The 24,016-nt window shown below is 75.6% G+C and carries 26 protein-coding genes; 12 read left to right on the top strand and 14 right to left on the bottom strand.

The features are described from left to right. Nucleotides 1-225: 225 nt before the first annotated feature. Nucleotides 226-636, bottom strand: coding sequence for a hypothetical protein (locus ACQZ2A_RS16175; RefSeq protein ID WP_430213230.1), 411 nt, complete (start codon nt 634-636; stop codon nt 226-228). A 97-nt stretch (nt 637-733) separates the two neighbouring features. Between ACQZ2A_RS16175 and ACQZ2A_RS16170 the strand changes: the two genes are divergently transcribed. The 4 genes from ACQZ2A_RS16170 (at nt 734) to ACQZ2A_RS16155 (ending at nt 5,182) form a co-directional block, all read left to right on the top strand. Then, on the top strand, nt 734-1,660 hold the full coding sequence (locus ACQZ2A_RS16170; RefSeq protein ID WP_430213229.1) for a lysophospholipase: 927 nt from the start codon (nt 734-736) through the stop codon (nt 1,658-1,660). A 55-nt stretch (nt 1,661-1,715) separates the two neighbouring features. Beyond that, a complete protein-coding gene (locus ACQZ2A_RS16165) occupies nt 1,716-3,014 on the top strand; it encodes a MurT ligase domain-containing protein (protein WP_430213227.1) in 1,299 nt (432 codons plus the stop codon). Continuing rightward, the gene (locus ACQZ2A_RS16160; RefSeq protein WP_430213225.1) at nt 3,011-3,775 is read left to right on the top strand and encodes a type 1 glutamine amidotransferase; all 765 of its coding nucleotides are present in this window, start codon (nt 3,011-3,013) and stop codon (nt 3,773-3,775) included. The genes ACQZ2A_RS16165 and ACQZ2A_RS16160 overlap by 4 nt, the downstream gene beginning before the upstream one ends. Nucleotides 3,776-3,904: 129 nt before the next feature. Next, the gene (locus ACQZ2A_RS16155; protein ID WP_430213223.1) at nt 3,905-5,182 is read left to right on the top strand and encodes a M18 family aminopeptidase; all 1,278 of its coding nucleotides are present in this window, start codon (nt 3,905-3,907) and stop codon (nt 5,180-5,182) included. 19 nt (nt 5,183-5,201) lie between these two features. Here ACQZ2A_RS16155 and ACQZ2A_RS16150 read toward each other — a convergent pair whose 3' ends face one another. Beyond that, nucleotides 5,202-6,284 (bottom strand): lysylphosphatidylglycerol synthase transmembrane domain-containing protein, encoded by a 1,083-nt coding sequence (locus ACQZ2A_RS16150; RefSeq protein WP_430213221.1) that lies wholly within the window; start codon nt 6,282-6,284, stop codon nt 5,202-5,204. Then, the gene (locus ACQZ2A_RS16145) at nt 6,281-7,129 is read right to left on the bottom strand and encodes a PIG-L deacetylase family protein (RefSeq protein ID WP_430213219.1); all 849 of its coding nucleotides are present in this window, start codon (nt 7,127-7,129) and stop codon (nt 6,281-6,283) included. The genes ACQZ2A_RS16150 and ACQZ2A_RS16145 overlap by 4 nt, the downstream gene beginning before the upstream one ends. Nucleotides 7,130-7,147: 18 nt before the next feature. Between ACQZ2A_RS16145 and ACQZ2A_RS16140 the strand changes: the two genes are divergently transcribed. Both ACQZ2A_RS16140 and ACQZ2A_RS16135 read left to right on the top strand, forming a co-directional pair. After that, complete coding sequence (locus ACQZ2A_RS16140) at nt 7,148-8,296, top strand: glycosyltransferase family 4 protein (protein ID WP_430213217.1); 1,149 nt, start codon at nt 7,148-7,150, stop codon at nt 8,294-8,296. Then, nucleotides 8,293-8,979, top strand: coding sequence for an NUDIX hydrolase (locus ACQZ2A_RS16135; RefSeq protein WP_430213215.1), 687 nt, complete (start codon nt 8,293-8,295; stop codon nt 8,977-8,979). Before ACQZ2A_RS16140 ends, ACQZ2A_RS16135 begins: the two co-directional genes overlap by 4 nt. Nucleotides 8,980-8,986: 7 nt before the next feature. Here ACQZ2A_RS16135 and ACQZ2A_RS16130 read toward each other — a convergent pair whose 3' ends face one another. Together ACQZ2A_RS16130 and ACQZ2A_RS16125 are read right to left on the bottom strand one after the other, a co-directional pair. Further along, a complete protein-coding gene (locus ACQZ2A_RS16130; RefSeq protein WP_430213214.1) occupies nt 8,987-9,325 on the bottom strand; it encodes a hypothetical protein in 339 nt (112 codons plus the stop codon). A gap of 2 nt (nt 9,326-9,327) precedes the next feature. Then, on the bottom strand, nt 9,328-10,680 hold the full coding sequence (locus tag ACQZ2A_RS16125) for a PspC domain-containing protein (protein ID WP_430213212.1): 1,353 nt from the start codon (nt 10,678-10,680) through the stop codon (nt 9,328-9,330). A gap of 116 nt (nt 10,681-10,796) precedes the next feature. Here ACQZ2A_RS16125 and ACQZ2A_RS16120 point away from each other — a divergent pair, with 116 nt between their 5' ends. From ACQZ2A_RS16120 to ACQZ2A_RS16110, 3 genes are read left to right on the top strand one after another with little or no spacing between them, the layout of a single operon-like run. Beyond that, nucleotides 10,797-12,044 carry an ATP-binding protein gene (locus tag ACQZ2A_RS16120; RefSeq protein WP_430213210.1) on the top strand — a complete coding sequence of 416 codons (1,248 nt, stop codon included), beginning with the start codon at nt 10,797-10,799 and terminating at the stop codon, nt 12,042-12,044. After that, on the top strand, nt 12,041-12,754 hold the full coding sequence (locus tag ACQZ2A_RS16115) for a LuxR C-terminal-related transcriptional regulator (RefSeq protein WP_430213208.1): 714 nt from the start codon (nt 12,041-12,043) through the stop codon (nt 12,752-12,754). Before ACQZ2A_RS16120 ends, ACQZ2A_RS16115 begins: the two co-directional genes overlap by 4 nt. 24 nt (nt 12,755-12,778) lie before the next feature. Beyond that, nucleotides 12,779-13,135, top strand: a complete 357-nt coding sequence (locus tag ACQZ2A_RS16110) for a hypothetical protein (protein WP_430213206.1) — start codon at nt 12,779-12,781, stop codon at nt 13,133-13,135. 24 nt (nt 13,136-13,159) lie between these two features. On the opposite strand, the gene ACQZ2A_RS16105 is transcribed toward ACQZ2A_RS16110, so the two are convergent. From ACQZ2A_RS16105 to ACQZ2A_RS16095, 3 genes are read right to left on the bottom strand one after another with little or no spacing between them, the layout of a single operon-like run. Then, entirely contained in the window at nt 13,160-14,143 is a 984-nt protein-coding gene (locus ACQZ2A_RS16105; RefSeq protein ID WP_430213204.1) for a quinone oxidoreductase family protein, read from the bottom strand. A gap of 20 nt (nt 14,144-14,163) precedes the next feature. Then, nucleotides 14,164-14,736, bottom strand: coding sequence for a GNAT family N-acetyltransferase (locus ACQZ2A_RS16100; protein WP_430213202.1), 573 nt, complete (start codon nt 14,734-14,736; stop codon nt 14,164-14,166). A 40-nt stretch (nt 14,737-14,776) separates the two neighbouring features. Next, on the bottom strand, nt 14,777-15,610 hold the full coding sequence (locus ACQZ2A_RS16095; protein ID WP_430213200.1) for a uracil-DNA glycosylase: 834 nt from the start codon (nt 15,608-15,610) through the stop codon (nt 14,777-14,779). A gap of 67 nt (nt 15,611-15,677) precedes the next feature. On the opposite strand from ACQZ2A_RS16095, the gene ACQZ2A_RS16090 reads away from it, so the two are divergent. After that, nucleotides 15,678-16,616 carry an NAD(P)/FAD-dependent oxidoreductase gene (locus ACQZ2A_RS16090; protein WP_430213198.1) on the top strand — a complete coding sequence of 313 codons (939 nt, stop codon included), beginning with the start codon at nt 15,678-15,680 and terminating at the stop codon, nt 16,614-16,616. 11 nt (nt 16,617-16,627) lie between these two features. On the opposite strand, the gene ACQZ2A_RS16085 is transcribed toward ACQZ2A_RS16090, so the two are convergent. The 5 genes from ACQZ2A_RS16085 to ligD all read right to left on the bottom strand — a co-directional run bounded on the left by ACQZ2A_RS16085 (nt 16,628) and on the right by ligD (nt 22,328). Beyond that, the gene (locus ACQZ2A_RS16085; RefSeq protein ID WP_430213197.1) at nt 16,628-17,902 is read right to left on the bottom strand and encodes a DUF1501 domain-containing protein; all 1,275 of its coding nucleotides are present in this window, start codon (nt 17,900-17,902) and stop codon (nt 16,628-16,630) included. Then, nucleotides 17,902-19,194 carry a DUF1800 domain-containing protein gene (locus tag ACQZ2A_RS16080; protein ID WP_430213195.1) on the bottom strand — a complete coding sequence of 431 codons (1,293 nt, stop codon included), beginning with the start codon at nt 19,192-19,194 and terminating at the stop codon, nt 17,902-17,904. The genes ACQZ2A_RS16085 and ACQZ2A_RS16080 overlap by 1 nt, the downstream gene beginning before the upstream one ends. A 135-nt stretch (nt 19,195-19,329) precedes the next feature. Next, nucleotides 19,330-20,826 (bottom strand): peptide MFS transporter, encoded by a 1,497-nt coding sequence (locus ACQZ2A_RS16075; protein ID WP_430213192.1) that lies wholly within the window; start codon nt 20,824-20,826, stop codon nt 19,330-19,332. 69 nt (nt 20,827-20,895) lie between these two features. Continuing rightward, nucleotides 20,896-21,339, bottom strand: a complete 444-nt coding sequence (arfB, locus tag ACQZ2A_RS16070) for an alternative ribosome rescue aminoacyl-tRNA hydrolase ArfB (RefSeq protein ID WP_430213189.1) — start codon at nt 21,337-21,339, stop codon at nt 20,896-20,898. Continuing rightward, nucleotides 21,339-22,328, bottom strand: a complete 990-nt coding sequence (gene ligD, locus ACQZ2A_RS16065) for a non-homologous end-joining DNA ligase (RefSeq protein WP_430213186.1) — start codon at nt 22,326-22,328, stop codon at nt 21,339-21,341. Before ligD ends, arfB begins: the two co-directional genes overlap by 1 nt. A 113-nt stretch (nt 22,329-22,441) precedes the next feature. Here ligD and ACQZ2A_RS16060 point away from each other — a divergent pair, with 113 nt between their 5' ends. After that, nucleotides 22,442-22,786, top strand: coding sequence for a PadR family transcriptional regulator (locus tag ACQZ2A_RS16060; protein WP_430213183.1), 345 nt, complete (start codon nt 22,442-22,444; stop codon nt 22,784-22,786). Nucleotides 22,787-22,796: 10 nt separating this feature from the next. Then, nucleotides 22,797-23,504, top strand: a complete 708-nt coding sequence (locus tag ACQZ2A_RS16055) for a hypothetical protein (RefSeq protein WP_430213180.1) — start codon at nt 22,797-22,799, stop codon at nt 23,502-23,504. Between the two features lie 6 nt (nt 23,505-23,510). Here ACQZ2A_RS16055 and ACQZ2A_RS16050 read toward each other — a convergent pair whose 3' ends face one another. Then, nucleotides 23,511-23,819, bottom strand: a complete 309-nt coding sequence (locus ACQZ2A_RS16050; protein ID WP_430213177.1) for a hypothetical protein — start codon at nt 23,817-23,819, stop codon at nt 23,511-23,513. Nucleotides 23,820-24,016: the final 197 nt, after the last annotated feature.

Raw genomic sequence — 24,016 nt, 5'->3', positions numbered from 1 at the left:
CGGTCGCTGTGACCGGGATACCGGACGCGGTGAGCGGGATCGCGGACTGACCGACCGGTTTCGCAGTCGTGGTGACCGGGATCGTGGTCGCGACGACCGGGATCGTGGTCGCGACGACCGGGATCGTGGTCGCGGTGACCGGGATCCCGGTCGCGGCGACGAGATTCCCGGGAGAACACTCCATCGGGGCGGGCCCGGGCCTGGCCTCCGGCCGCGGCGCGCGGGTCAGCCGGCGAAGAGCCCCGCGGCGACGGCGAGGACGACCAGCAGCAGGGGCACGCCGATCAGCACGCCGAACACCCACGCCCCGGGACGCGTCTGCTTCTCGTGGCCCATCGCGCCGCGCGTGAACTGGTGCCAGGGCACCGCGTAGTGCACGGGCACGACCCCGCCCGGAGGCACGTCGAACTCCAGCGACGCCTGCCCGTACCGGCGCATCCACTGCGCGTGCGCCTCCACGCGGTTCGGCCCGGCCCAGACGGGGACGTCCTGGGTGCCGAAACGGGCCCGCACCGGGTGCCCGCTGACGACCACGGTCGGGGTGAGCCCGACGGTCATGACGTTGCCCTGGACGGTGAGCCGGACGGTGCCGGTCGGGTGCGCGGGGGCGGCCTGGCCCCCCGTGGCCTGAGACATGGCGCCGACCCTAGCGACCGGGCGGCCCGGGCGTGGCAGTCTTGGGCCGAGTACCCGCCGGTAACCCACCGGCGACCCATCCCCGAGGACGGCCCCCATGGACAGCTCGACGACGAGCGTCACCGCCACCGACGGCACCGCCGTCTTCACGCACCGCTGGCTGCCGGACGGCGACCCGAAGGCCGCCGTCGTCGTCGCGCACGGGATGGCCGAGCACTCGGCCCGGTACGCGCGCCTGGCCGAGGCCCTGACCGCCGCCGGCTACGCCGTGTACGCGCCCGACCACCGCGGGCACGGACGCACCGCCTCGGCCGCCGACCACGGCTACTTCGCCGACGCGCAGGGCTGGGAGGCCGTCGTCTCCGACCTGCGCGCCGTCACCGCCCTGGCCCGCAGCGAGCAGCCCGGCCGCCCGGTCTTCCTCCTCGGCCACAGCATGGGGTCCTTCCTCTCCCGCGCCTACGTCATCGAGGACTCGCGTGACCTCGCCGGGCTCGTGCTGTCCGGGACGGCCGGCGACCCCGGCGCCCTCGGCAAGGTCGGCGCCGGCATCGCCGCCGCCGAGGCCCGGCTGCGCGGCCGCCGGCACACGAGCACGCTCCTCGACAAGCTGACCTTCGGCCAGTACAACGCCGCCTTCAAGCCCAACCGCACCGCCTTCGACTGGCTCTCGCGCGACGAGGCCGAGGTCGACGCCTACGTGGCCGACCCGTTGTGCGGCAACACCTTCACCTCCGGGTTCTTCAAGGACCTGCTCGGCGGGCTGGCCGGCATCAACGACCCGAAGCGGGTCGCACGGGTGCGCCGCGACCTGCCGGTCCTGCTCGTCGCGGGGGACAAGGACCCGGTCGGCGACGGCGGCAAGGGCCCCCGGGCCGTGGCCCAGCAGTACCGCGAAGCGGGCGTCGCCGACGTCACCTGCACCCTCTACCCGGACGCGCGGCACGAGATCTTCAACGAGACCAACCGCGACGATGTGACCGCCGACGTCGTTCGGTGGCTCGACGCCCACCTCCCGGCCTGAGCGCCGGGACGGACCGGATGCGGGAGCACCCCGCTCGGCTGGCTAGGGTTGGCGGATGCTGAGAACGGCCGCCGCCGTCGTCGCGGGCAAGACCGTCCGGGCCCTGGCCCGCCGTCGCGGGGGCGGCTCGGCCTTCCCCGGCCTCGTGGCCGAGCGGATCGACCCCGGCATCCTGCGGCACGCCCTGGCCGACGTGCGCGGCGGCATCGTCGTCGTCAGCGGCACCAACGGCAAGACGACGACGACCAAGATGCTCGTGGCCCTGCTGCGGGCCCACGGGCGCAGCGTGTTCACCAACCCCACCGGCTCGAACTTCACCCGCGGCGTCCTCTCCGAGATGCTCCCGCAGCTGCCCGCGAGCGGGCGGCTGCGCAGCGACATGGCCGTCGTCGAGCTCGACGAGGCGCACGCGATGCGCTTCATCGCCGAGGTCCCGCCCACCCACTCGCTCCTGCTCAACGTGGCCCGCGACCAGCTCGACCGGTTCGCCGAGATCGACCACACCGCCGACCTGCTCGCCCGGCTCGGCGCCGCGAGCACCGAGGGCGTCGTCGCGAACTGCGACGACCCGTTCATCGCCCGCGCCGCCGACGCCGTCGACGTGCCGGTGCGCTGGTTCGGGCTCGACGCGTCCATCGCCGACCGGCTCCCGGAGCTCACCGAGCACGACGCCCGCTTCGACGACGAGCCGACCGTCCGGCACCCGGGTGCCGGCGACGCCCGTCTGCGCCCCGCCGACGAGCGCGTCTTCGACGTGGTCTTCGACGACCTCGTCGTCGGCCCGGTCACCCTCCAGCAGCGTGGGCTCGCGGCGATGATCAACGCCACCGCCGCCACCACCACCGCGCGCCTGCTGCTCGGCGACGCCTTCGACGCCACGACCGCCGCAGAGGCTCTGGCCGCGGTCCGCCCGCCGTTCGGGCGCGGCGAGGTCGTCATGGTCGACGGCCAGCCGCTCGAGCTCGTCCTCGTGAAGAACCCCGCGGGCTTCGGCGTCGCCCTGAGCACCTACGGCTCGACGCCCGTCGCCACGATGGTCGCCATCAACGACAACGACGCCGACGGCCGCGACGTCTCGTGGCTCTACGACGTCTCCTTCTCCTCGCTGCGCGAGCGCGGTGTCGCCCTGACCAGCGGCGTGCGCGCCTACGACATGGCGCTGCGCCTGCACTACGACGACGTCCACACCGACCGCGTCGTCCCCGACCTCGACGAAGCCCTCGACGCCTTCGTCGCCGGCCACCCCGACGAGCCCAAGCGCATCTTCTGCACGTACACGGCGATGATGGCCCTGCGCCGCACGCTGGCCGCCCGCCACGGACTCGCCCACTTCGGAGAGGACGCCCCGGCATGAGCACCACCGAGCGCTTCGAGCCCGACGGCCCGAGCAAGGGCACCGTCACGGTCGTCCACCTCTACCCGCGCGAGATGAGCATCTACGGCGACCGCGGCAACACGCACGCCCTCGCCCGGCGCATCCGGCGGCACGGCTACACCGCCGAGGTCGTCCTCCACGACCCCGGCAGCGACTTCCGGCGCGACGCCCACCTCTTCACCGGCGGTGGCGGCCAGGACTCGGGCCAGGCGCGCGTCGAGGCCGACCTCGAGGCCATCGGCCCGACGCTCAAGGCCCTCGCCGACGACGGCGCCCCGATGCTGATGATCTGCGGCATGTACCAGCTCTTCGGCAACAGCTTCCACACCGTCGGCGGCCAGGTGCTGCCGGGCCTGGGCATCCTCGACGTCACGACCCGCGGCAACGACAAGCGGATGATCGGGCCGGTCTGCCTCGAGACGGAGTTCGGACAGGTCGTCGGGTACGAGAACCACTCCGGGTCCACCGTCCTCGCGCCGGGGCAGGAGCCGTTCGGGCGGGTGCTCGCCGGCCACGGCAACAACGGCGAGGACGGCACCGAGGGGGCGCGCCGGCTCAACGTCATCGGCAGCTACCTGCACGGCCCGCTGCTGCCGGCGAACCCGATGGTCTCCGACGCCCTCATCGCCGTCGCCGCCGAGCGCGCCACCGGCCGCCCCTTCGAGCCGGCCGACCTCGAGGACCCGCTCGCCACCGAGGCCCGCGAGCGCCAGGTGCGTCGGCTCGTCGGCACCCGCTGACCCACCACGACACCGACTGACTGCCCATCCGCCACCCGGAGGGGCCCGATCCGGGCCCTTTCAGGTGGCGGATGCGCAAGAAGTCGGGGCGGGGGGCTGCGCGGCGCGCGTGGCTGACAGGATGGCCGGATGAGCACCGCCGCCGCCCGCGACCGCCACGACAGCCTCGCCACCGCGTTCGACGGGTACGTCACGGCCTCGCCCACGGCCTTCCACGCGGCGGCCGTGGCCCGCGACCACCTCGTCGCCGGCGGGTTCACCGAGCTCGACGAGACCGCCGCCTGGCCGAGCGAGCCCGGCGGCTACGCCGTCGTCCGGGACGGCGCGGTCATCGCCTGGCGGGTCCCCGCCGGTGCCTCCCCGACCACCCCGTTCCGCATCCTCGGCGCGCACACCGACAGCCCGACCTTCCGGCTCAAGCCGAACCCGGTGGTGCGCGAGCACGGCTGGGAGCGGCTCAACGTCGAGGTCTACGGCGGCCCGACCTTCCCGTCGTGGTTCGACCGCGACCTCGCCGTCGCCGGCCGGGTCGTCGACGCCGACGGCGGCACCCGGCTCGTGCGCTCCGGGCCCGTGGCCCGCATCCCGCACCTGGCCATCCACCTCGACCGTGCGGTCAACGACGGCTTCGCCCCGGACGTCCAGCGCCACCTGTCGCCGGTGGTGGGCGCCGCCGACGGCCCGGACGCCGGCGACCCCGCGCACTGGCTGCGCGAGCTGGTCGGCGACGCCGTGGCCTGGGACCTCTTCCTCGCCGACACCCAGGCGCCGGCGCGGATCGGGGCCCGCGAGGACCTGTTCGCCTCCTGGCGGATGGACAACCTCACGAGCGTCCACGCGGGCCTGCTCGGCCTGCTCGACGCCCCCGGAGACGCCGGCCACATCCCGGTCCTCGCCGCGTTCGACCACGAGGAGGTGGGCTCGGCGTCGGTGACCGGCGCGGGCGGCCCGTTCCTCGAGGACGTGCTCGGCCGGGTGCTCGAGGGCCTGGGCGCCTCCCGCTCCGACGCGGCCCGGGCCTTCCGCGCGTCCTGGCTGCTGTCGAGCGACGCCGGGCACCTCGTCCACCCCGGACACCCGGAGCGGCACGACCCGACGAACCGCCCGCGCCCCGGCGGCGGGCCGCTGCTCAAGGTCAACGCCCGCCAGCGGTACACCACCGAGGCCCGTGGCGAGGCGCTCTTCGCGGCGGCCTGCGAGGCGGCGGGCGTCCCGTTCCAGTACTACGTCAACCCGAACTCGATCCCGGGCGGCTCGACCATCGGCCCGATCGCGGCGACCCGGCTCGGCATCCCGACGGTGGACATCGGCGTGGGGCTGCTCTCGATGCACTCGACCCGCGAGCTCGTGCACCTCGACGACCTCGCGGCGCTGCACGGCGCGGTCGCCGCCTTCCTCGCCGGATGAACGGCCGGACCGGACGCCCTCAAGCCGGTCGGGCGAAGACGGGCTCCTCGCCCTCGGCGGGCGGCTCGGCCTTGGTGCTCAGCGACCACAGCAGCCAGCCGAGCCCGCCGAGCGGCACCTCCATGAGGTGGGTGATGATCGAGAAGAGGACCACCCCGGCGGTCGCCTCGGCGTTTCCGGCGCCCCACCCGACGAGCACGATGGTCGTCGCCGCCTCGGTGACCCCGACGCCCCCCGGCGTGATGCCGACCGCGGTGAGCAGCCGGCCGATGGCGTACGCGGCGAAGAGCAGGTTGAGCGGCAGCATGACGCCGGTCTCGCGCATGACGAGCACGAAGAGCACGTAGTACGCGCCGAAGAAGCCGACCATCCCCAGGGTCATCGACCACCAGCGCCAGCGCACGACGTCGATGATCCGGGCCCGCAGGTCGCCGACGACGTCCTCGACGCTCATCGTCGAGTCCGGGCGGCGCCGGCGCACGAGCGGCCCGACGACCCGGTCGACGAGCCGGCCCAGCCGCTGCGCCACCCGCTCGCTGGCGAGCATCCCGGCGACCGCGGCGATGATGCCCAGCCCGGTGATCGTGCCCGCGACGGCGAGGTCGGTGAGCGCCTTGGGCAGGGTGACCCCGCCGGCCATGAGCACGAGGATGGCCACGACCGGCAGCGCGATCCGGGCCAGCACGTTCCAGACGCCGGTGACGATGGCCGAGGTGGACGTCGCGCGGCGCGAGAAGCCCCACGAGCGGCACATCGCGTAGGTGGCGGCCAGCCCGACCGCGCCGCCACCCGGCAGCAGGTTGGAGACCGAGGACCCGCAGAGGTTGATGATGAGCGCCCGGCCGTGGGTCAGCCCGCGCAGCGAGCCGGTGAAGGTGAAGGTGTAGCAGTAGAGCCCGGCGAGCATGAGCAGCTGGAAGCCGACGACGTGCAGCGGCGGAACCCCGCGGATGACGTCCCAGATGTCGCCCCAGGAGGTCTTGGCGAAGTACGGCAGGCCCCAGACGAGGAGGACGACCGCGAGCCCCATCCCCAGCCCGAACTGGAGGAGCTGGCGGCGGTGCGTGGGCACCTGCACCCCGGCGGGACGGACGGGCGTCACGGCAGGCCCTCGAAGACGTCGGTGCTCACGGGACCCCCTGGCGTACGTGTCGGGTCGCGGAACCACTCCCGACCGAACACCAGATCGTAGAGGGGCCGGGGGATGCGCAGGAACGCCCCGAGGGTGCGGTCGCCCGTCTGGCCGCCCTCGCCGACCTCCGCGGCGCCCCCACCGGTGGCCTGCGAGGCGTGCGCGCGCATCGAGGCCCGCTTGGCCGCGACGTACCGCCGGACGTCGACGCGGTGGGTGATCTCGGCCCGCGCGGTGAAGGCGCGCTCGAAGCTCGTGGGGTCGAACTCGGCCGGGAAGCGGTAGACCCGGCCGACCAGCCGGATCGCCCGCACGATGGTGTCGCGCGGGACGGTGGCCTCGAGGACGCGCGGGGTGCCGGCGATGGCGGCGGCCCGGGCCGCGACCTCGTGGACGCGGCGGTGGTCGCGGTGCCCGTAGCCGCCGTTGGCGTCGTAGGAGAGGAGCACGTCGGCGCGCTCGGTGCGCAGCACGGCCGCGAGCCGCTCGGCGGCATCCTCGAGCGGCGCCCGGCAGAACCGCGCGGCCCCGGGGGCGTCCGGCTCGGGCTCCGGGCCGCTGCCGCTGTCGGCGTACCCCAGCCACTCGATCCGGGCGACGCCCAGGGCCGCGGCCGAGCGCTCGGCCTCGGCGAGCCGCCGGGTGCCGAGCGAACCGTCGCGCCGCAGGTCCTCGGCGGCGAGGCCGGCGCCGCCGTCGGTCGCGAGGACGAGGACGACGCGGTGCCCCTCGGCAGCGGCACGGGCCATCGTGCCGGCCGTGAGCAGGGCCTCGTCGTCGGGATGGGCGTGGAACGCCACGAGCGTGCGGGACATCGTCGACCATCCTCGCGCATGGCAGGGTGGACCCTCGTGAAGGTCGCCCTCCTGTCGGACTGCTACCCGCCGCGGCTGGGGGGCATCGAACGGCAGGTCCACGACCTCGCGCACCACCTCGCGGCCGCCGGGCACGAGGTCGAGGTCTTCACCGCCACCACCGGCCCGCACGACGAGCGGCACGGGGTGCGGACCGTCGAGGAGGACGGCGTCGTGGTGCACCGGATGGCCATCCCCCTGCCGATCGGGTTGCCGGTCAACCCGTTTGCGCCGAGGGAGGTGCGCCGGCGCCTCGAGGCGGGACGGTTCGACGTCGCCCACGCGCACCTCGGCGTCGTCAGCCCGTTCGCGACCGACCTCGTCCGGACGGCGCTGTCCGCCGGGCTGCCCGTGGCCGCCACGGTGCACTGCGTCATCGACCGCTCGGCGCCGCTGTTCCGGCTCGCCGGCCACCTCGGCCGCTGGGCGCGTCGCGGCGTGGCGCTCGGCGCCGTCTCGTCGATGGCGGCCGGGCGGGTGCGGGCCGCCGCGGGCGACGTCGAGGTCGGGGTGCTCAACAACGGCATCGACGCCGCGTGGTGGGCGCCCGGCCCGGACGTCGCGCCGCGGGACCCGGCGGCCGGCGTCCACGTCGTCACCGCGATGCGCCTGGTCCGCCGCAAGCGCCCGCTCGCGCTGCTCGGGGCCCTCCACGAGGCGCGCCGCCTGCTCGACCCCGCGGTGCCGCTGCGCGCCACGCTCGCGGGGGAGGGGCCGCAGCGCCGGGCGATGGAGGGCTACCTGCGGGCCCGCGGGATGGGCTGGGTCTCGATGCCCGGCCGGCTCGACCGCGAGGGGCTGCGGGCGCTGCACCACTCCGGCGACGTCTACGTCAGCACGGCCCGGCTCGAGGCCTTCGGCATCGCCGCCCTCGAGGCGCGGGCGGCCGGGGTGCCGGTCGTCGCGCCGCGCGGCACGGGGGTCGACGACGTCGTCACGGACGGTGTCGACGGCCTGCTCGCCGCCTCCGACGAAGGGGTCGCGGCCGCCGTCGCCCGGCTCGCCGCCGATGCCGACCTCCGCACGGGGATGCGCGAGCACCTTCGCACGCACCCGCCGCGCCAGGACTGGGCGGCCACGGTCGCCGCCACGCTCGCCGAGTACCGGAGGGCGGGGGCGCCGGGGTGATCGTCGTCCGGGGAGAGCGGGGCGGGACGGAGGTCGTCGACTTCCGGCTGGCCCACGGGGAGGACCCCGCGGCCGGGCTGGCCGCGCGGGGGTGGAACGGGCGCAGCACCGGCGTCGAGGGGGTGCTCGGCGACCTCGTGCTGCGCTACGAGGTGGTGCCGGTGACACCGCTGCGCTCGCGGCAGCGGCCCCACGGACCCGGCCTGGACGACGCCGAGCGGGCCCGGGTCCGGCCGCACCAGCGGGTGGCCGCCTACGCCGTGGTCGTCGCCGACGAGCGGCTGCTCCTCACCCAGCTGGCTCCCCGCACGGGGGCCGCCGGCCGCTGGAACCTGCCCGGCGGTGGCCTGGAGCCGGGAGAGTCCGCCACCGCGGCCGTCGTGCGGGAGGTGCTCGAGGAGACCGGCCAGGTCGTCGACACGGTGGACTTCGTCGACGTGATGACGCAGCACTGGCTCGGCCGGTCCGGGCGGGGTGCCGAGGACTACCACGCGGTGCGGCTCGTCCACACGGCCCGCTGCCCGCGGCCGACCCGCCCCGTCGTGCACGACGTGGGCGGGTCGACGTCCGACGCGCGGTGGGTGCCGCTCGCGGACCTGGGCTCGGTGCCCGTGGTGGCGAGCATCCCGTCGGCCCTGCGCGCCGCGGGGGTCCCGGTGCCGGGGACCTGGCCTCAGTCCTGAGCCCTGCTCAGTCGCGGGCGCGGCTGCCGCGCAGGCCCACGAGGCCGACGAGCAGCACGACCGCGCCGCCGCCGACGACGGTCCACGGGCCGAGGTCGTCCCACGGCACCGAGAGGTCGGTCAGCTCGGTGAGCAGCACGACGCCGGCGGTGACCAGGCCGAGGATGCCGAGCAGCAGGGCGAAGGGGGCCGGGCCGCTGCGGTAGCGCGGGCCCTCGGCGACCGTCGCCTCGGCCGTGGTGGTGGCGGGGGTGGTGGTGCTCGACGTCGCGTCCTGCGGGGCGTCGGGCTGCTCGCCGAGCCCGAGCCGGGTGTCGAGCGGGCGGGTGGTGTCGTCGCTGGTCATGGTCAGCTCTCCTCGATGATCGTGATGTCGCCGATGCCGACGTCGGTCGTGACGACGAGGGCCGGGGCGCCGTCGCCGACGGTCACCACCTGGCGGTAGTCGGTGCCGGAGCGGTTCTCGACCGTGGCGCGGCCGCCGGTGGGGTCCTCGATCTCGTGGGTGACGTCGCCGACCCCGACCTGGCTCTCGACCCGCACGGTGAGCCCCTCCGGGACGAGCACCTCCAGCCCACCGGCGCCGACGCTGACGTCGATGCTCGCCGGGCTCGGGGGAGCCGGCAGGCCGGCGAGGGCGCCCAGGTCGAGCGTGGCGTCGCCGACCCCGAGGTGGTAGGTGGCGGGGAGGGTGGTCGTCGTCGGTGACCAGACCCGGTCCCCGACGCCGTTGGTCGCGGGGCTGTGGGACGCGAGGGTCGCGAAGACCGTGCTCAGGCCGAGGACGATGACGAGGAAGCCGCTGAAGCCCGAGGCCCGACCCCGCAGGGCCAGCCCGAGGACGACGGCCGAGGCACCGGCCAGGGCGAGGGCGAGCCCGAGGACGGCCGGCTCGCCGGCGAACCCCATCGGGTCGGCGAGGGCCACGCCGAGGCCGACGAGGACGATGACCATCCCGAGCGTGGCGAGGCCGGTGAAGCCGCTGGGGCGCCGGCGCCGCGGGGCGGGCGGGGGCGGCGGGGCGAGCGGCCGCGGCGGGACGGGCGGCACCGGTGCACCGCCGTACGGACCGGGCGGGGGGCCGGCCGGCGGGGCCTGCGGGGGCCCGGCGACGGGGGCGCCGTAGGGCGCGGGCGGGTAGCGGTAGCCGGCGGCCGGACCGGTCGGGGAGGTGGGGGCGGCGGACATCGGGGCTCCTCCGGGCGGTGGGGGCGGGGGGTAGGCGGGGGCGCCCGGCCACGGGGCGGGGGCGCGGCTGCGCGTGGCGAGGAACCAGACGACGAGGGCGACCGGCAGGAGCAGCCAGAACGAGCCACCCCACGCGTCACCCCCGGTGCTGAGCGAGACGAGCCCGCCGAGGACGACGACGCCGGTGACGACGACGAGGACGATGGCCCACGCGTCGCCCTGGCGCAGGGCGCGCTCGGCGAGGATCTCGCCGCGGCCGTCCGGGAGGAGCAGCCACAGGGCGAGGTAGACCGGGATGCCGACGCCGCCGGCCACGGTGAGCGCGATCGCGGCGGCCCGGATGAGGAGGGGGTCGACGTCGAAGCGGGCGGCGAGGCCGGCGCAGACGCCGCCGAACCAGCGGCGGTCGCTGTCGCGCCGCACGCCGAGGCCGCGGAGCCGGGCGAGGTTCTCGTCGAGCAGGCCGGGGCCGCCGGGGGCGGGCGGCGGCTGGGAGGTGGAGGTGTCCGTCATGGCACACACTCTCGTGCCGGGCGGGCGGACCCCGCCATGAGGGTCGACCCTGAGCACCCCCTGACCGGACCCCGGGAGAGGGGTGCGCGCCGTCGTGCGTGCGTCAGGATGGGGGTGTGCCCACTCCCTACGAGCCCGCGACCCGCGTGCGCCCCGGCCCGCCGCCGACCCCGGCGTCCCTGCGGCCCGGGCTCGTCCGCGTGCGCGAGGCGGGATGGACCCCCGGGGTCTGCGACGCGGTGGCCCGCCACCTCGGGCTCTCGCGCCGGCTCGTGCGGCTGGCCTTCGTCGTGCTGGCCCTCTCGGGAGGGGCCGGCGTCGCCGCGTACGTGTTCCTCTGGGCGCTGACGCCGGAGGGGGAGGCGGGCGTCAGCCCCGTGCCGCCCCGGCCGTGGTCCGAGCGGCGGCGGTGGAGCGTCCTGCTCGTCGCCGGGTTCGTCCTCGTCCTCCTCGGCGGCTTCCTCCTCCTGCCGGGCATCGGTGTCTCGGTGCGCGGCTCGGTGCTGCTGCCGCTCTTCGTCATCGGCGTCGGCGCGGTCGTCGCCTGGTCCAACCTCGACCAGGCGCAGCGCTCGCGCTGGCTGACCGGCGGCCGGGACGGGATGGGCTGGGCGCGCGTCGCCATCGGCACCGTGCTGGCCCTCGTCGGCATCCTCGTCCTCGTCACCCGCGGCAGCTCGGTGAGCGTCCTCTGGGACGCCGTGCTCGCCGCGCTCGCCGTGCTCGTCGGGGCGCTCATCCTGGCCGCGCCGTGGGCCGTGCGGCTCTGGGCGGACTTCCGCCGCGAGCAGGTGGCGGCCGCGCGCGCGACCGAGCGGGCCGACATCGCCGCGCACCTCCACGACTCCGTCCTCCAGACCCTCGCCCTCATCCAGCGCCAGTCCGCCGACCCCGCCGCCGTCACCCGGCTGGCCCGGGCCCAGGAACGCGAGCTGCGCACCTGGCTCTACGACGGGCCGCAGGGCTCGCAGTCCTCGCTCGCCGCGGCCGTCACCGAGGTCGCCCACGAGGTCGAGGACCTGCACGGCGTGCCCGTCGACCTCGTCGTCACCGGGGACCGGCCCTTCGAGCAGCACGGGGCCGCGCTGTCCCGGGCGATGCGCGAGGCGCTGCTCAACGCCGTCCGGCACGGGGCCCCGCCCGTCACCGCCTACGTCGAGATCGGGCCGACCGGGGTCGAGGCGTTCGTCCGCGACCGCGGCGCCGGCTTCGACCCCGACACCGTCCCCGAGGACCGCCTCGGCGTCCGCCAGTCCGTCCTCGGCCGGATGGAGCGCCACGGCGGCGCGGCCCGCATCCGGCAGCGCGAGGACGGCACCGAGGTCGAGCTGCGCCTGCCGCCCATCGAAGGAGAAGCACCATGACCAGTCCCGGCACCCCGGCCACGCCGGCGCCCATCCGCGTCGTCCTCGTCGACGACCACCGGATGTTCCGCACCGGCGTGCGCGCCGAGCTCACCGAGGCGATGGCCGGCGGGGGAGCGGTGTGCGAGTTCGTCGGCGAGGCCCCCGACGTCGACAGCGCGATCGCCGTGATCCGCAAGGAGACCCCCGACGTCGTGCTCCTCGACGTGCACCTGCCCGGCGGCTCGGGCAACGGCGGGGGCGACGTCATCCGGGGATGCGCCGGGGTCGAGACGGCCTCCGGTGCGCCGGTGCGCTTCCTCGCGCTGTCGGTCTCCGACGCCGCGGAGGACGTCATCGCGGTCATCCGGGCCGGCGCGCGCGGCTACGTCACGAAGACCATCAACGCCCGCGACCTCGTGACCGCGATCCGGCGGGTGGCCGACGGCGACGCGGTCTTCTCGCCGCGGCTGGCCGGCTTCGTGCTCGACGCCTTCGGGGCGGCGGCCGGCGAGATCGCCGAGGTCGACGAGGAGCTCGACCGGCTCTCGGCGCGCGAGCGCGAGGTGATGCGCCTCATCGCCCGCGGCTTCCAGTACAAGGAGGTCGCCAAGGAGCTCTTCATCTCCGTCAAGACCGTCGAGACCCACGTGTCGTCGGTGCTGCGCAAGCTCCAGCTCTCCTCGCGCCACGAGCTGACCGCGTGGGCGATGGGCCGCCGGCTGGTCTGAGCGGGCTGCCCCTACGCTGTCGCCATGGAGTTCGTCGAGCACGTCCTCGTCCTGCTGCACCTCCTCGGGATGGCGGCCATCATCGGCAGCGCCGTGTTCGTGGCCCGCGGTGCGGCCACGCCGGCGCTCGTCTGGGGCGCCCGGGCCCAGCTCGTCACCGGGCTGCTCCTCGTGGGGATCCTGGAAGCCGGCGACGACCCGGTCAACCACGCGAAGATCGGCGTCAAGCTCGTCGTGGCGGTCGCCGTCGCGGCCTGCGCCGAGATCGCCGCCGGCAAGGCCCGCAAGGGGGAGGGCGAGCGCCCGCAGCTCGTCACGGCCGCCGGGGCGCTGGCCGTGCTCAACGCCGCCGTCGCCGTCCTCTGGACCAGCGGCAGCTGACCCCGCCAGAAGTGGAGCCCCGGGTCAGGGGAGGAGCAGGAGCTTGCCCTGGGTGCGCCGGCCCTCGAGGTCGCGATAGGCCTGCGCGGCCTCGGCCAGGGGGTACCGCCCGCCGACGCTCACCCGCAGCGAGCCGTCCGCGATCGCGCCGAGCACCTCGCGCGAGCGCCACGCGAGCTCGTCGCGGTCGGCCACGTGGTCGGCCAGCTTCGGGCGGGTGACGAACAGCGAGCCGCCGGCGTTGAGCCGCTGGAGGTCGAAGGGCGGCACCTGGCCGCTGGCCCCACCGAAGAGCACGAGGGTGCCGCGTCGGCGCAGCGCGGCGAGCGAGGCGTCGAAGGTGTCCTTGCCGACGCCGTCGTACGCGACGTCCACGCCCCGCCCGGCCGCCTCGCGCACGGCCGCGGCGAGGTCGTCGACGGCCCGGTAGTCGATGACGTGGTCCGCGCCCAGCGCGGCCGCGGTCCCGCACTTCTCGGGCCCACCGGCCGTCGCGACGACCACGCCGCCCCGGGACCGGACCATCTGGACGAGCAGCTGCCCCACGCCGCCGGCCGCGGCGTGCACCAGCGCCACCGTGCCCTCGGAGACGGCGAAGCTGCTGGTGACGAGGTAGTGCGCGGTGAGGCCCTGGAGCATCGCGGCGGCGGCGACGTCGAGGTCGACGTCGTCGGGCACGCGTACGAGCTCGTCGGCGGGCTGCTCCGAGAACGCGGCGGCGCTGCCGAGGCCCCCGCACCAGGCGACCCGGTCACCCACCGCGAGCCCCTCGACGCCCTCGCCGGTGGCCACGACCGTCCCGGCTCCCTCGTTGCCGGCGACGAAGGGGAGGTCCATCGGGTAGACGCCCTCGCGCTGGTAGACGTCGATGAAGTTGACGCCGGCGGCGGCCACCTCGACGAGCACCCGGCCGGGCCCGGGGTCGGGTGCCGGGCGGTCCTCGACGACGAGGACACCGGCGCCGCCGGTGGTGGGGACGACGAGGCTGGGGCCGTGGCGGTCGCTCATCCCGCCAGCCTAGGTCGGCCTCAGGGGCCGGCGGTGAGCCAGTAGCGGCGCTTGAGGTGCCGGACGTCCTCGAGCACGCCACCACACGCCTCGATGACCCGCCGCGACCCCTCGTTGTCGACGTCGCAGGTGAGCAGGACAGGGTCGATGCCGAGGGCCGCCGCCTCGGACAGGCCCAGGCGCAGTGCCGCGGTCGCGACACCGCGCCGGCGCGCGGACGGGCGTACCGAGTAGCCGATGTGCCCGCCGACCTCGAGGAGGAACGGCGTCATCCGCTGCCGGATCGAGAGCGAGCCGAGGTAGGTCGTGGGCTCGGCGTCGTCGACGACCCAGAAGAAGGTGCAGGGGACGTGGCCGGGCGTGCGGGGGGCGTCCTCGCGGGCCTGGTCGCGGCGGTGCGCGGCGAACCGCTCGAAGCCCTCCGGCGTCTCGAGCTCCTCGCGGGTGAACTCGACGCCGGCGTAGTCGCCCTCGGGCGCCTCGACCCACACGCCGTCCCCGTCGCGGTGGCCCTCGCCGACGGCCAGGAACTCGTCGTGCGCGTCGAGGTACGAGCGCTGCATCCGGGCGTGGGGTGTGGCGAGGGCGATCATCCGTCGACGGTAGCGACGCGAGCCGCTGCGGGCCAACGGGTTACGCGCGCAGGCCGACGAGCACCTCGTCGAGCATCGCCGGCGTCAGGCGTCCGGTGAAGGTGTTGTGGGGGCTGACGTGGTAGCAGCCGACGAGCCGGACCGACCGTCCGTCGGGCGTGGTCAGGGCGACCTCGGCGGCGTGCCCGAACCGCGGCTTCGGGCGAGGCACCTCCCACCCGAGGGCGCGGGCGGCGGCCAGGGCGGCGTCCCACCCGATCGAGCCGAGGCAGAGGACCGCCCGCAGCCGCGGGGCGGCGAGGGTGAGGTCGCGCTCCAGCCAGGGCGAGCAGGCGGCCCGCTCGGCCGGGGTCGGCTTGTTCGCCGGGGGTGCGCACCGGACGGCCGCGACGATGCGGAGCCCGGTCAGGGCCTGCCCGTCGCCGGCCGCCACCGAGGTCGGCAGCGCGGCGAAACCGGTGCGGTGCAGGGCGGCCCAGAGGAAGTCACCGGAGGAGTCGCCGGTGAACATCCGGCCGGTGCGGTTCGTGCCGTTGGCGGCGGGGGCGAGCCCCACGAGCAGCGCCTCGGCCTCTGGGTCCCCGAACGACGGGCCGGGGCGCCCCCAGTAGGGCTGGTCGGCGAACGACGCCCGGCGTCCCGTGCGCGCCACGTCCTCGCGCCAGCGGACGAGGCGGGGACAGGCCCGGCACACCGAGATCCGCGCCTGGAGCTCGGGGACGTCCGCCGCGCCCGCCGCCAGCCGGCGGACCCGGGCGGCGGTCGTCGCGACGGGGGTGTCCGCGTGGGCCGGGTCGCCGGGCCAGCCGGCCCCGGGCGGGACGGGGGAGGGGAGCGGCTCGCCGGTGACCGGGTGCGGGTCCAGGTGCTCCATGGGCCGACCCTACGGGCGCCCGGCGTGGCGAGCGCCGTCGCGGGCCCGCCGTGGCGACGATGGGCCCGTGGCACGGGTGACGGTGGTCGGTGGCGGCGTCGTGGGTCTGACCTCGGCGCTGCGGCTCGCCGAGTCCGGGCACGACGTGCGGTGCGTGCGCGACGTCCCGGCCGCGGGCACGGTCTCGGCGGTCGCCGGTGGCCTGTGGTTCCCGTACCACGTCGAGCCGCGCGAGCGGGTCGTCGCGTGGGGCCTGGTCTCGCTCGAGCGGTTCACGGCGCTCGCCGACGACCCCGGCAGCGGGGTGGCGCTGCGCGAGGGCGTGCTGGTCGAGCGCACCGGCCCCGACCGCTGGTGGACCGAGGGGGTGCGCGGGTGGCGCGACGCCCGGCCCGACGAGCTGCCCGCGGGTGCGCCGTCCGGTGTCGTGGCGCGGCTGCCGCTCGTCGCCATGCCGGTCCACCTCGACTGGCTCGAGAAGCGCTGCGCCGCAGCCGGAGTCGACGTGGTGACGGGCAGGGTCGGCGACCTCGACGAGCTCGAGGACGACGTCCTGGTCCTCGCCACCGGGCTGCGCGCCGCCGAGCTGCTGCCGGGCCTGGACGTGACGCCCTCCCGCGGTCAGGTGGCGCTGCTCGCCAACCCCGGGGTCGACCGCTGGCTGGTCGACGACGACGCCCGCGGCGGGATGACCTACGTCCTCCCGCACCCCGGCTGGGTGGTCTGTGGCGGGACGGACGTGCCGGACGCGTCCGACGAGCCCGACCCCGCGGTCCACGCCGCGATCGTCGCGCGCTGCCGGGAGGCCGTCCCCGCGCTGCGCGACGCCGAGGTGCTCGGGTCCCGGGTGGGGCTGCGTCCCGTGGCCGCGGCGGTGGACCTGCGGGTGCGTGAGCACCACGGTCGCCCCGTCGTGACGAACGTCGGCCACGGCGGCGCCGGCGTCACCCTCTCGTGGGGCTGCGCCGAGGAGGTTCTGCGGCTGGTGGACGGCATCCCCGCCTGAGTCCCTGCGAGTCAGACGAGGATGCCGAGGGCCGGCTTCGGCTCCGGGACGACCCGTGCGGGATCCACCCGGAGGACCTTCTCGGCCACCTCCGCGTAGATCGAGCGGAAGTCGGTGCTCGCCCGCAGGTCGCCGTCGTCCAGGTCCGTGAGCGAGGGCGGCTCGCCGTGGTGGCCGCCGTTCACCCCGGACCCGAGGACGAGCACGACCGAGGCGGTGCCGTGGTCGGTCCCCTCGCTGGCGTTGGCTCGCACGCGACGCCCGAACTCGGAGTGGACCACGACGACCACGTCGTCACGGCGTGGGTGGTCGGCCAGGGCCCGGCGGAAGCCACCGAGCGCGGTGTCGAGCCGACCGAGCAGGAACTCCTGCTGGTTGCGCAGCTGCGTGTGTGCGTCGTACCCGGCGTCCGACACCGCGTAGGCGCGGGTCGGGACCCCGGCGCGGATGCAGCGGGCCACGAGGTCGAGCTGGGTCCCGACCGACGAGCCGTTGCCCCCGGTGCCCGTCGCCGGGGTCTCGCCCGCATCGGGCTCCTCCTCGTCGCCGGCGGTCGAGCGGATGCGGGAGAAGGCCTCCTCGCACCGCCCGAGCGCACTCCACGCCGCGGCCGCCTCGGCCGCCGCGGGTGGGTCGCCGGGGTCGGCCGGGGCGAAGCCGCGCACCACCGGGCCGACCCCGCCCGGTGCGCGCCCGGTGCGCAGGCTCAGCGCTGCTGCGGTCGAGCGCGCACCGACGGCCAGTGGGGGCAGGGTCTCGCCGAGGCTGACGGCGAGCATCGGGTCGCCGTCCTCCGCGTCGAGCCATCGGCCCAGCCACCCTTGCGTCGAGGGTGACTCCGGGGTGGCCGTCTGCCAGATGTCCATGGAGCGGAAGTGGCTGCGGTCGGGCCGCGGGTAGCCGACGCCGTGGACGATCGCGAGGTCCTCCTGGCCCCAGGCCTCGGCCAGTCCCTTCAGGGCGGGGTTGAGACCGAACCGGTCGTCGAGCCGGAGCACGTCCTCGGCACCGTAGGCCAGCTCGGGTCGCGCGGCCCGGTAGGCGGGGTCGGCGTAGGGCACCACGGTGTTCAGGCCGTCGTTGCCGCCGTACAGCGTGACGAGCACGAGGATCGGGGTGCCCCGGGGGCCGCCGTCCTCGGAGCCCCGGGCCAGGAGCTGGTGCAGGCCCACTCCGGCTCCACCGGCGAGCAGTGCGCCGGTGCCGACGACTCCCGACGCGCGGAGCAGGGACCGCCGGGTGAGCCCGTCGAGCGGCTTGGACGGGTCGTACGGAGGGCGAGGCATCAGATCACCAGGTTCTCGGGAGAGACGAGGGCCGCCGCGACGAGGGCGCGGGGGTCGTCGACGAGGGTGGACAGGTGGTCGGTCGTCCTTGGGGCGACCTCGGCGAGGCCGAGCATCCTCACCACGGCCTCCACGCGGTTCGCCCGCGTCGTCGAGGTCACCGGCGCGAGGTCCGCTCGGTCGGCGAGGACGCGCGCTAGGGTCGCTCGCTGGGTCAGGCCGCTGGTGCTCAGCCAGGCCCGCCCCCGGGGCCACCCGCCGACGCTCGGCGGACGGAAGGGCTGCTGGCCCAGCCGGGTGAGGGCGGGGACCACCCGGGCGAGCAGGTCCTCGTCCGGCTCGATGGCCAGGCACCGGAGGGCGGTGACGGTCCACGGGACCGGCTCGGCGACGAGGGTTCCGCGGGAGGAGGCGAAGGCCTCCTCCGTCACCATCGCGGCGAGCATGGCTGCGGTGTCGCGGGCCTCCCCGGCTGCGGTCAGCACCCGGTCGAGGGCTGCGGCGTCGGGCGGCTCGGGTGAGACCACGCGACCCCACCACCGCGTGGCGACGAAGGGCGCGGACTCCGGCCGGGCGAGGACGGCATCGACGAAGCCCGTCGTGTCCAGTCGCGCCGTGCGCCCGAACAGCGTGACCGGGTCGTCGGCGTGCCGGTCGGGCGACCACGTCACCTGCCCGGAGCGTCGCGCGTACACCCACCCCGTGAGCGCTCGGGCGCCGGCCTTGACGTCGGACTCCGTGTAGCCCCCGCCGAGGCAGAACAGCTCCATCAGCTCACGCGCGAGGTTCTCGTTGGGTGCCTTCGCGGTGTTGCGCACGCCGTCGAGCCACACGAGCATGGCGGGGTCCACCGCCATGGCGTGGGCGAGGTCGCCGAAGGCCCCGAGGGCCAGCCGCCGGAGGGTCTCGTTCTGCCGGAGGACGAACGAGGGGTCCCGGACCTTCACGGCGGAGGTGGCGAAGTGGTCGTGCCAGCCGAAGGTCACCCTCTCGAGCACGGGGTGCGGTGTGGTCGCCATCTCGGTGAGCCACCACCGCACGAGGGCCGACACCTCCTCGCGCTGCTCCTTCCGGACGGCCCGGCGCTCCTCGCGGTCGGCGCCCTGTGGGAGCTGCTCCGAGCCGCCGACCGACGGCGGTGCCGCGCGGGGCCCCTGGGCGCGCGCCGCGGCCAGCGAGGACTCGGCCCAGTCGGGGACGCCGGCCCGGACGACCTCGTCGACGACCTCGGCGGGGCCGCCGAACCCGAGGGCACGCAGGGCCCGGGACGCACTCGCTCGGTCGCTCGCCATGGCCCCCACCCTGCGGGCCGACCTTCGGGATCTCCTGGAGAGAAGGTCAGGGTCCGGTCAGGACTGTGCCGAGGAGGTCGTCGGGCCGGTCGGGCCCCTCGGTCGATGGACCCCGCGCGCGGTCCCCTGCAGGGCTCAGCGGGCGGCGGTGACCTCGGCGGTCGCCATCCGCCTGCGGACCCACGGCACCAGGGCGAGCATCACGGCCGCCACGGCGAGGGTGATCGCGGCGTTCACCAGGTAGTAGGCGGTGTCGCCGAGCCCGCTCATCGCGGTGATGAGCTGCGCGGCCACGGCCTGGCCGGCCGCCGTCGCGAGGAACCACAGCGCCATCGCCTGGCTCGCGAACGCGGTCGGGGCGAGGCGGGTCGTCGCGGAGAGCCCGACGGGGGAGAGGAACAGCTCGGCCACGGTCTGCAGCACGAAGACACCGCCGAGGACCCACACCGGCGAGGTGTTGCCCTCGTACGTGGCGAACGCCCACGCCATCGCGAGCGCCGAGACGCCGATGAGGGTGACACCGATGGTGAACTTCATCGGGGTCGAGGGGAAGCGCCCGGCCCGCTTCACCCAGAGCAGCCCGAAGAGCGGCGCGAGCGCGATGATCGCGAGCGGGTTGACCGACTGGAACCACTCCGGGTTCACCTGCACGCCACCGACGGAGGTGACGGTGCGCTCCTGCGCGAAGAGCGCCATCTTGCCCGCGGCCTGCTCGAAGATCATCCAGAAGACGACGGCGCCGACCCACAGCGGGATGTACGCCGCGAGGTGCGTGCGCTCCTGCGCGTCGACCTTGCGGCTGCGGAACATCACGACGAAGTACGCGACCGGGGTCGCGATCGCGAGGATCGAGATGGCGTCGATGACGGCCAGCAGCACGCTGTCGCGCCAGGTCGAGGCCAGGGCGACGAGGACGGCGACGGCCACGACCGCGCCGAGCGCGAGCAGGGGAAGCCGCCGGCGGTCGTCGGCGCCGAGCGGGTTGGGCACGTCGTCACCGGCACCGCGCAGGGTGCGCCGGCCGATCACGAACCAGACGAGCGCGACCCCCATCCCGACGGCCGCGGCCGAGAAGCCGGCGTGGTACCCGTAGCGGTCGCGCAGGAAGGCGACGACGAGCGGCGAGAAGAGCGCGCCGAGGTTGATGGACATGTAGAAGATCGAGAAGCCGGCGTCGCGGCGCGGGTCGTCGGTGGCGTAGAGGCGCCCGACGATGGCCGAGATGTTCGGCTTGAGCAGACCGGTGCCCAGCGCGACGAGGGCGATGCCCAGCCACGCGGTCGGCGTCGCGGGCACGGCGAGGCAGACGTGGCCGGCCATGATGACGACGCCGCCGTACAGGGTCGAGCGCCGGGCACCGACGAGCCGGTCGGCCGCGTAGCCGCCGAGGACCGAGAGCAGGTAGACGGCCGAGCCGTAGATCGCCACGACCGAGGTGCCCGTGGCCTCGTCGATGCCGAGCCCGCCGTTGGCGGCGGTGTCGACGAGGAAGTACAGGAGGATCGCCCGCATGCCGTAGTAGCTGAAGCGCTCCCACAGCTCGACGAAGAACAGGGTCGAGAGCCCCGTCGGGTGGCCGAGGAAGCCGCGATCGGCGCGGCTGCTCTCGGCGGTGCGGGTGGTCACGGACATCGGGGGCCTTCCTCTGGACAAACCCGTCGACCGTAACCCCGGGCCCGCCGGATGGCCGAATCGCGCAGGTCAGGCCTCGGGGGACGGGCGCCCGCGCGCGGCCTTGGTCTCCCCGCGCCGGCGCTTGGCGTCGAGCCGTCGGCGCACCGAGCCGCGGGTCGGCCGGGTGGCCCGCCGGGCGGGCGGCGGCGGGGCCAGCGCCTCACGCAGCAGCGCCGCCATCCGGTCGCGGGCCGCGACGCGGTTGCGGCGCTGCTGGCGGTGCTCGGAGGCGGCGACGACGAGCCGGCCGTCGACGAGCCGCGTCCCGAGGGCGGTGAGCGCCCGCCGCCGTTGCGCCTCGGTGAGGTGCGGGGTGGCCGCGAGGTCGAGCTCGAGCTCGACCCGGCTGTCGGCGGTGTTGACGCCCTGGCCGCCCGGCCCGGAGGAGCGGGAGAAGCGCTCGACGAGGTCGGCGGCCGGGATCGTGATGCCCTGCGGCACACCGGGTCCCGGCGGGATGACGAGGTCCATCAGGGCTTCCCGGTGTCGTCCTCGGGCTCGGGCGGAACCTCGGCGCCCTCCGCCTCGTCGCGCTCGGCCCACTCGAGCAGCGGCGCGATGTCGAAGACGGCGTCGTCGATGCCGGCGTGGAGGTCGCCGAGCTCGGCGTAGCGGGCGGGCATCGTCGCGATGGTGAAGTCGTTGGGTTCGGCGTCGTCGACCTCGTCCCAGCGCAGCGGGGCCGAGACGGTGCCGATCTCGTTGCCGCGCACCGAGTACGCGGCCGCGATCGTGTGGTCGCGGGCGTTCTGGTTGTAGTCGACGAACACGGCCGCGGGGTCGCGGTCCTTGCGCCACCACGTGGTGGTGACGTCGTCGGGCAGCCGCCGCTCGACCTCGCGGGCGAAGGCCAGGGCGGCACGCCGGACGTCGGGGAAGCCGTGGACGGGGGCGATGCGGACGTAGACGTGCAGGCCGTGGCCGCCGCTGGTCTTCGGCCAGCCGACCGCCCCCAGCTCGTCGAGGACCTCGTGCGCCACGTGCGCGGCCCGCCGCACGCGCGAGAAGGGGGCGTCGGGCATCGGGTCGAGGTCGATGCGCCACTCGTCGGGCTGCTCGGTGTCGGCGCGCCGGCTGTTCCACGGGTGGAACTCGACGGTGCTCATCTGGCAGGCCCAGGCGACGTCGGCGAGCCGGGTGACGCACAGCTCGTCGGCGTGAAGGCCGTAGCGCGGGAAGTGCAGGCGGACGGTCTCGACCCAGGGCGGCGCGCCCCGCGGGAGCCGCTTCTGGTGCACCTTGTTCCCCGCGATGCCGTCGGGGAAGCGGTGCAGCATGCACGGTCGCTCGCGCAGGGCGTTCACGATGCCGTCGCCGACCGACAGGTAGTACTGCACGAGGTCGAGCTTGGTCTCGCCGCGCGCCGGGAAGTAGACCCGCTCGGGGCTGGAGACGCGCACGTCGAAGCCGTCGACGTCGAGGACGACGGGCTCCCCGAACTCACCCTTGCGCGAGGCCATGGCCCCACCGTAGGGGGCCGGGCCGACGGCCGGGTGGTGTCATGCCGCAGCGCGGCAGTGGATGGCATCGCCGACTAGTTGACATTCCGATCTAGTGGGGCGATGCTTCCCCCGTGTCCCGTCCCGTGCCGCGCGCCGACCGCGAGAGCCAGTGGCTCAAGGGGGTCCTCGACCTCGCGGTCCTCGCGGCGCTGGCCCGCGAGGGGTCCGCGTACGGGTACGGGCTGCTGGGGTCGCTGGCCGAGGCCGGGCTGGCGGGGCTCAAGGGGGGCACCGTCTACCCCGTGCTCGGCCGGCTCGAGGACGAGGGCCTCGTCCGCAGCGAGTGGGTCGTCGGGGGCGCCGGCCCGGCCCGGCGCTACTTCTTCCTCACGGCCGCCGGCCGTGCGGCGCTCGACGAGGGACGCACCGGGTGGACGGCCTTCGCCGGCCGGATGACCACGGCACTGGAGGGGTGACATGGAGGGGATGAGACCGCTGGACCCGATGCGCGTGGACGCCGGCGTCTACTGCGGGCTGCTCGCCCAGCAGCTCCGCCTGGCCGGGCTGGCCGAGGCGCGCGTGGTCGAGGTCGTCCACGACGTCATGAGCCACGGGCGCGTCACCGGCGAGGATCCGGTCGAGGCCTTCGGCCAGCCGGCCGACTACGCCGCCCAGTGGGCCGCTCCGCCCTCGATGGGCTCGATCCTCCTGCGGCTCCTCGTGCGCCTGGTCGCCGCCACCGCGCTCGTCGTCGGCATCACGGCCCTCCTGGCGGGCGGCGCGTGGACGCACGACGTGGGCATGACGCTCGAGGACGCGCCCGGCGTGGTCCCCTTCGTCGTCGTCGTGGCCGTCCTGCCCTGGACCCTCGAGCTGTGGCTGGTCCGTCGCGCCGGACGGTCGGTGGGCCGGGGCAACCGGGTGCCCGACTGGGTGGTCCGAGGGCTGGTCGTCGGCGCGCTGATGGTCCTCTTCGGCGGGGCGGCTGCCCTCCTCCCGGACCCGGGGGCCGGCCGGGCGAGCATCCTCGACGCACCCCGGTGGCTGCTCGTCCTCGTCGGGTCGGCGGGAGCGGTCGTGGTTCTCCGGCAGGACGTGGGTCAGAACGCAGGGGTGCCGAAGCCGCCGGGGTCCCGACCCACCCTGTGGTCCCGGGTCCGGGGCCTGGGGTGGACCCCGGGGCGGCGGCCCTGAGGTAGGTCAGCCCGTGGAGAGCGCGGCGCCGATGCCGACCGCCGCGATGCCGGCGACGAGCAGGCCGAGCAGGCTGAAGCGCTGCCAGGCCGTGGGTGCCGGCAGCTCGCCGTTCCCCAGGGTCAGCGCCTGCTCCGGGCTCAGGTCGCGGTACGACACCGAGCCGTCCTCCTGCACCCGGGCCAGCGCGTACTTCGCGCCCCAGGTGACGGTGAAGACGAAGAACAGGCTGAAGTAGGCGAAGTTCACGAGCAGCGCCTGCGCCGCGTCGACCTGCCGGCTGCGGGACTTGCGTCCCCATCCCCAGATGAGCATGTGGTTCCCCTCCGTGTGACGCCCCCGGCTCCGGGGGCCGGGGCGACGCTAGCAGCGGCCCGGCCGGGCCACGGGGGAATGGGCGGGGAGCACTCCCCGGGCGACCGGAGATCACCTAGACAAACCCTAGACACGGCCTCGTCGGAGCGCTACATTCTCCGGTGACGCCCCCCGTGGCCCCGACCGGACCCCCCTGC

Origin of the sequence: Phycicoccus avicenniae, assembly GCF_050496545.1 — a bacterium.
GTDB classification, from domain to species: domain Bacteria; phylum Actinomycetota; class Actinomycetes; order Actinomycetales; family Dermatophilaceae; genus Phycicoccus; species Phycicoccus avicenniae_A.
The sequence above is the reverse complement of the archived record's forward strand: the minus strand, read 5'-3'. Positions and strand labels throughout refer to the sequence as shown.

What these genes read in the sequence shown, in the direction of transcription:
- ACQZ2A_RS16175 (WP_430213230.1), bottom strand. Translation starts at nt 636, where the DNA reads ATGTCTCAGGCCACGGGGGGCCAGGCCGCCCCCGCGCACCCGACCGGC.
- ACQZ2A_RS16170 (WP_430213229.1), top strand. Translation starts at nt 734, where the DNA reads ATGGACAGCTCGACGACGAGCGTCACCGCCACCGACGGCACCGCCGTC.
- ACQZ2A_RS16165 (WP_430213227.1), top strand. Translation starts at nt 1,716, where the DNA reads ATGCTGAGAACGGCCGCCGCCGTCGTCGCGGGCAAGACCGTCCGGGCC.
- ACQZ2A_RS16160 (WP_430213225.1), top strand. Translation starts at nt 3,011, where the DNA reads ATGAGCACCACCGAGCGCTTCGAGCCCGACGGCCCGAGCAAGGGCACC.
- ACQZ2A_RS16155 (WP_430213223.1), top strand. Translation starts at nt 3,905, where the DNA reads ATGAGCACCGCCGCCGCCCGCGACCGCCACGACAGCCTCGCCACCGCG.
- ACQZ2A_RS16145 (WP_430213219.1), bottom strand. Translation starts at nt 7,129, where the DNA reads ATGTCCCGCACGCTCGTGGCGTTCCACGCCCATCCCGACGACGAGGCC.
- ACQZ2A_RS16140 (WP_430213217.1), top strand. Translation starts at nt 7,148, where the DNA reads ATGGCAGGGTGGACCCTCGTGAAGGTCGCCCTCCTGTCGGACTGCTAC.
- ACQZ2A_RS16130 (WP_430213214.1), bottom strand. Translation starts at nt 9,325, where the DNA reads ATGACCAGCGACGACACCACCCGCCCGCTCGACACCCGGCTCGGGCTC.
- ACQZ2A_RS16125 (WP_430213212.1), bottom strand. Translation starts at nt 10,680, where the DNA reads ATGACGGACACCTCCACCTCCCAGCCGCCGCCCGCCCCCGGCGGCCCC.
- ACQZ2A_RS16115 (WP_430213208.1), top strand. Translation starts at nt 12,041, where the DNA reads ATGACCAGTCCCGGCACCCCGGCCACGCCGGCGCCCATCCGCGTCGTC.
- ACQZ2A_RS16110 (WP_430213206.1), top strand. Translation starts at nt 12,779, where the DNA reads ATGGAGTTCGTCGAGCACGTCCTCGTCCTGCTGCACCTCCTCGGGATG.
- ACQZ2A_RS16105 (WP_430213204.1), bottom strand. Translation starts at nt 14,143, where the DNA reads ATGAGCGACCGCCACGGCCCCAGCCTCGTCGTCCCCACCACCGGCGGC.
- ACQZ2A_RS16100 (WP_430213202.1), bottom strand. Translation starts at nt 14,736, where the DNA reads ATGATCGCCCTCGCCACACCCCACGCCCGGATGCAGCGCTCGTACCTC.
- ACQZ2A_RS16095 (WP_430213200.1), bottom strand. Translation starts at nt 15,610, where the DNA reads ATGGAGCACCTGGACCCGCACCCGGTCACCGGCGAGCCGCTCCCCTCC.
- ACQZ2A_RS16085 (WP_430213197.1), bottom strand. Translation starts at nt 17,902, where the DNA reads ATGCCTCGCCCTCCGTACGACCCGTCCAAGCCGCTCGACGGGCTCACC.
- ACQZ2A_RS16080 (WP_430213195.1), bottom strand. Translation starts at nt 19,194, where the DNA reads ATGGCGAGCGACCGAGCGAGTGCGTCCCGGGCCCTGCGTGCCCTCGGG.
- ACQZ2A_RS16075 (WP_430213192.1), bottom strand. Translation starts at nt 20,826, where the DNA reads ATGTCCGTGACCACCCGCACCGCCGAGAGCAGCCGCGCCGATCGCGGC.
- arfB (WP_430213189.1), bottom strand. Translation starts at nt 21,339, where the DNA reads ATGGACCTCGTCATCCCGCCGGGACCCGGTGTGCCGCAGGGCATCACG.
- ligD (WP_430213186.1), bottom strand. Translation starts at nt 22,328, where the DNA reads ATGGCCTCGCGCAAGGGTGAGTTCGGGGAGCCCGTCGTCCTCGACGTC.
- ACQZ2A_RS16055 (WP_430213180.1), top strand. Translation starts at nt 22,797, where the DNA reads ATGAGACCGCTGGACCCGATGCGCGTGGACGCCGGCGTCTACTGCGGG.
- ACQZ2A_RS16050 (WP_430213177.1), bottom strand. Translation starts at nt 23,819, where the DNA reads ATGCTCATCTGGGGATGGGGACGCAAGTCCCGCAGCCGGCAGGTCGAC.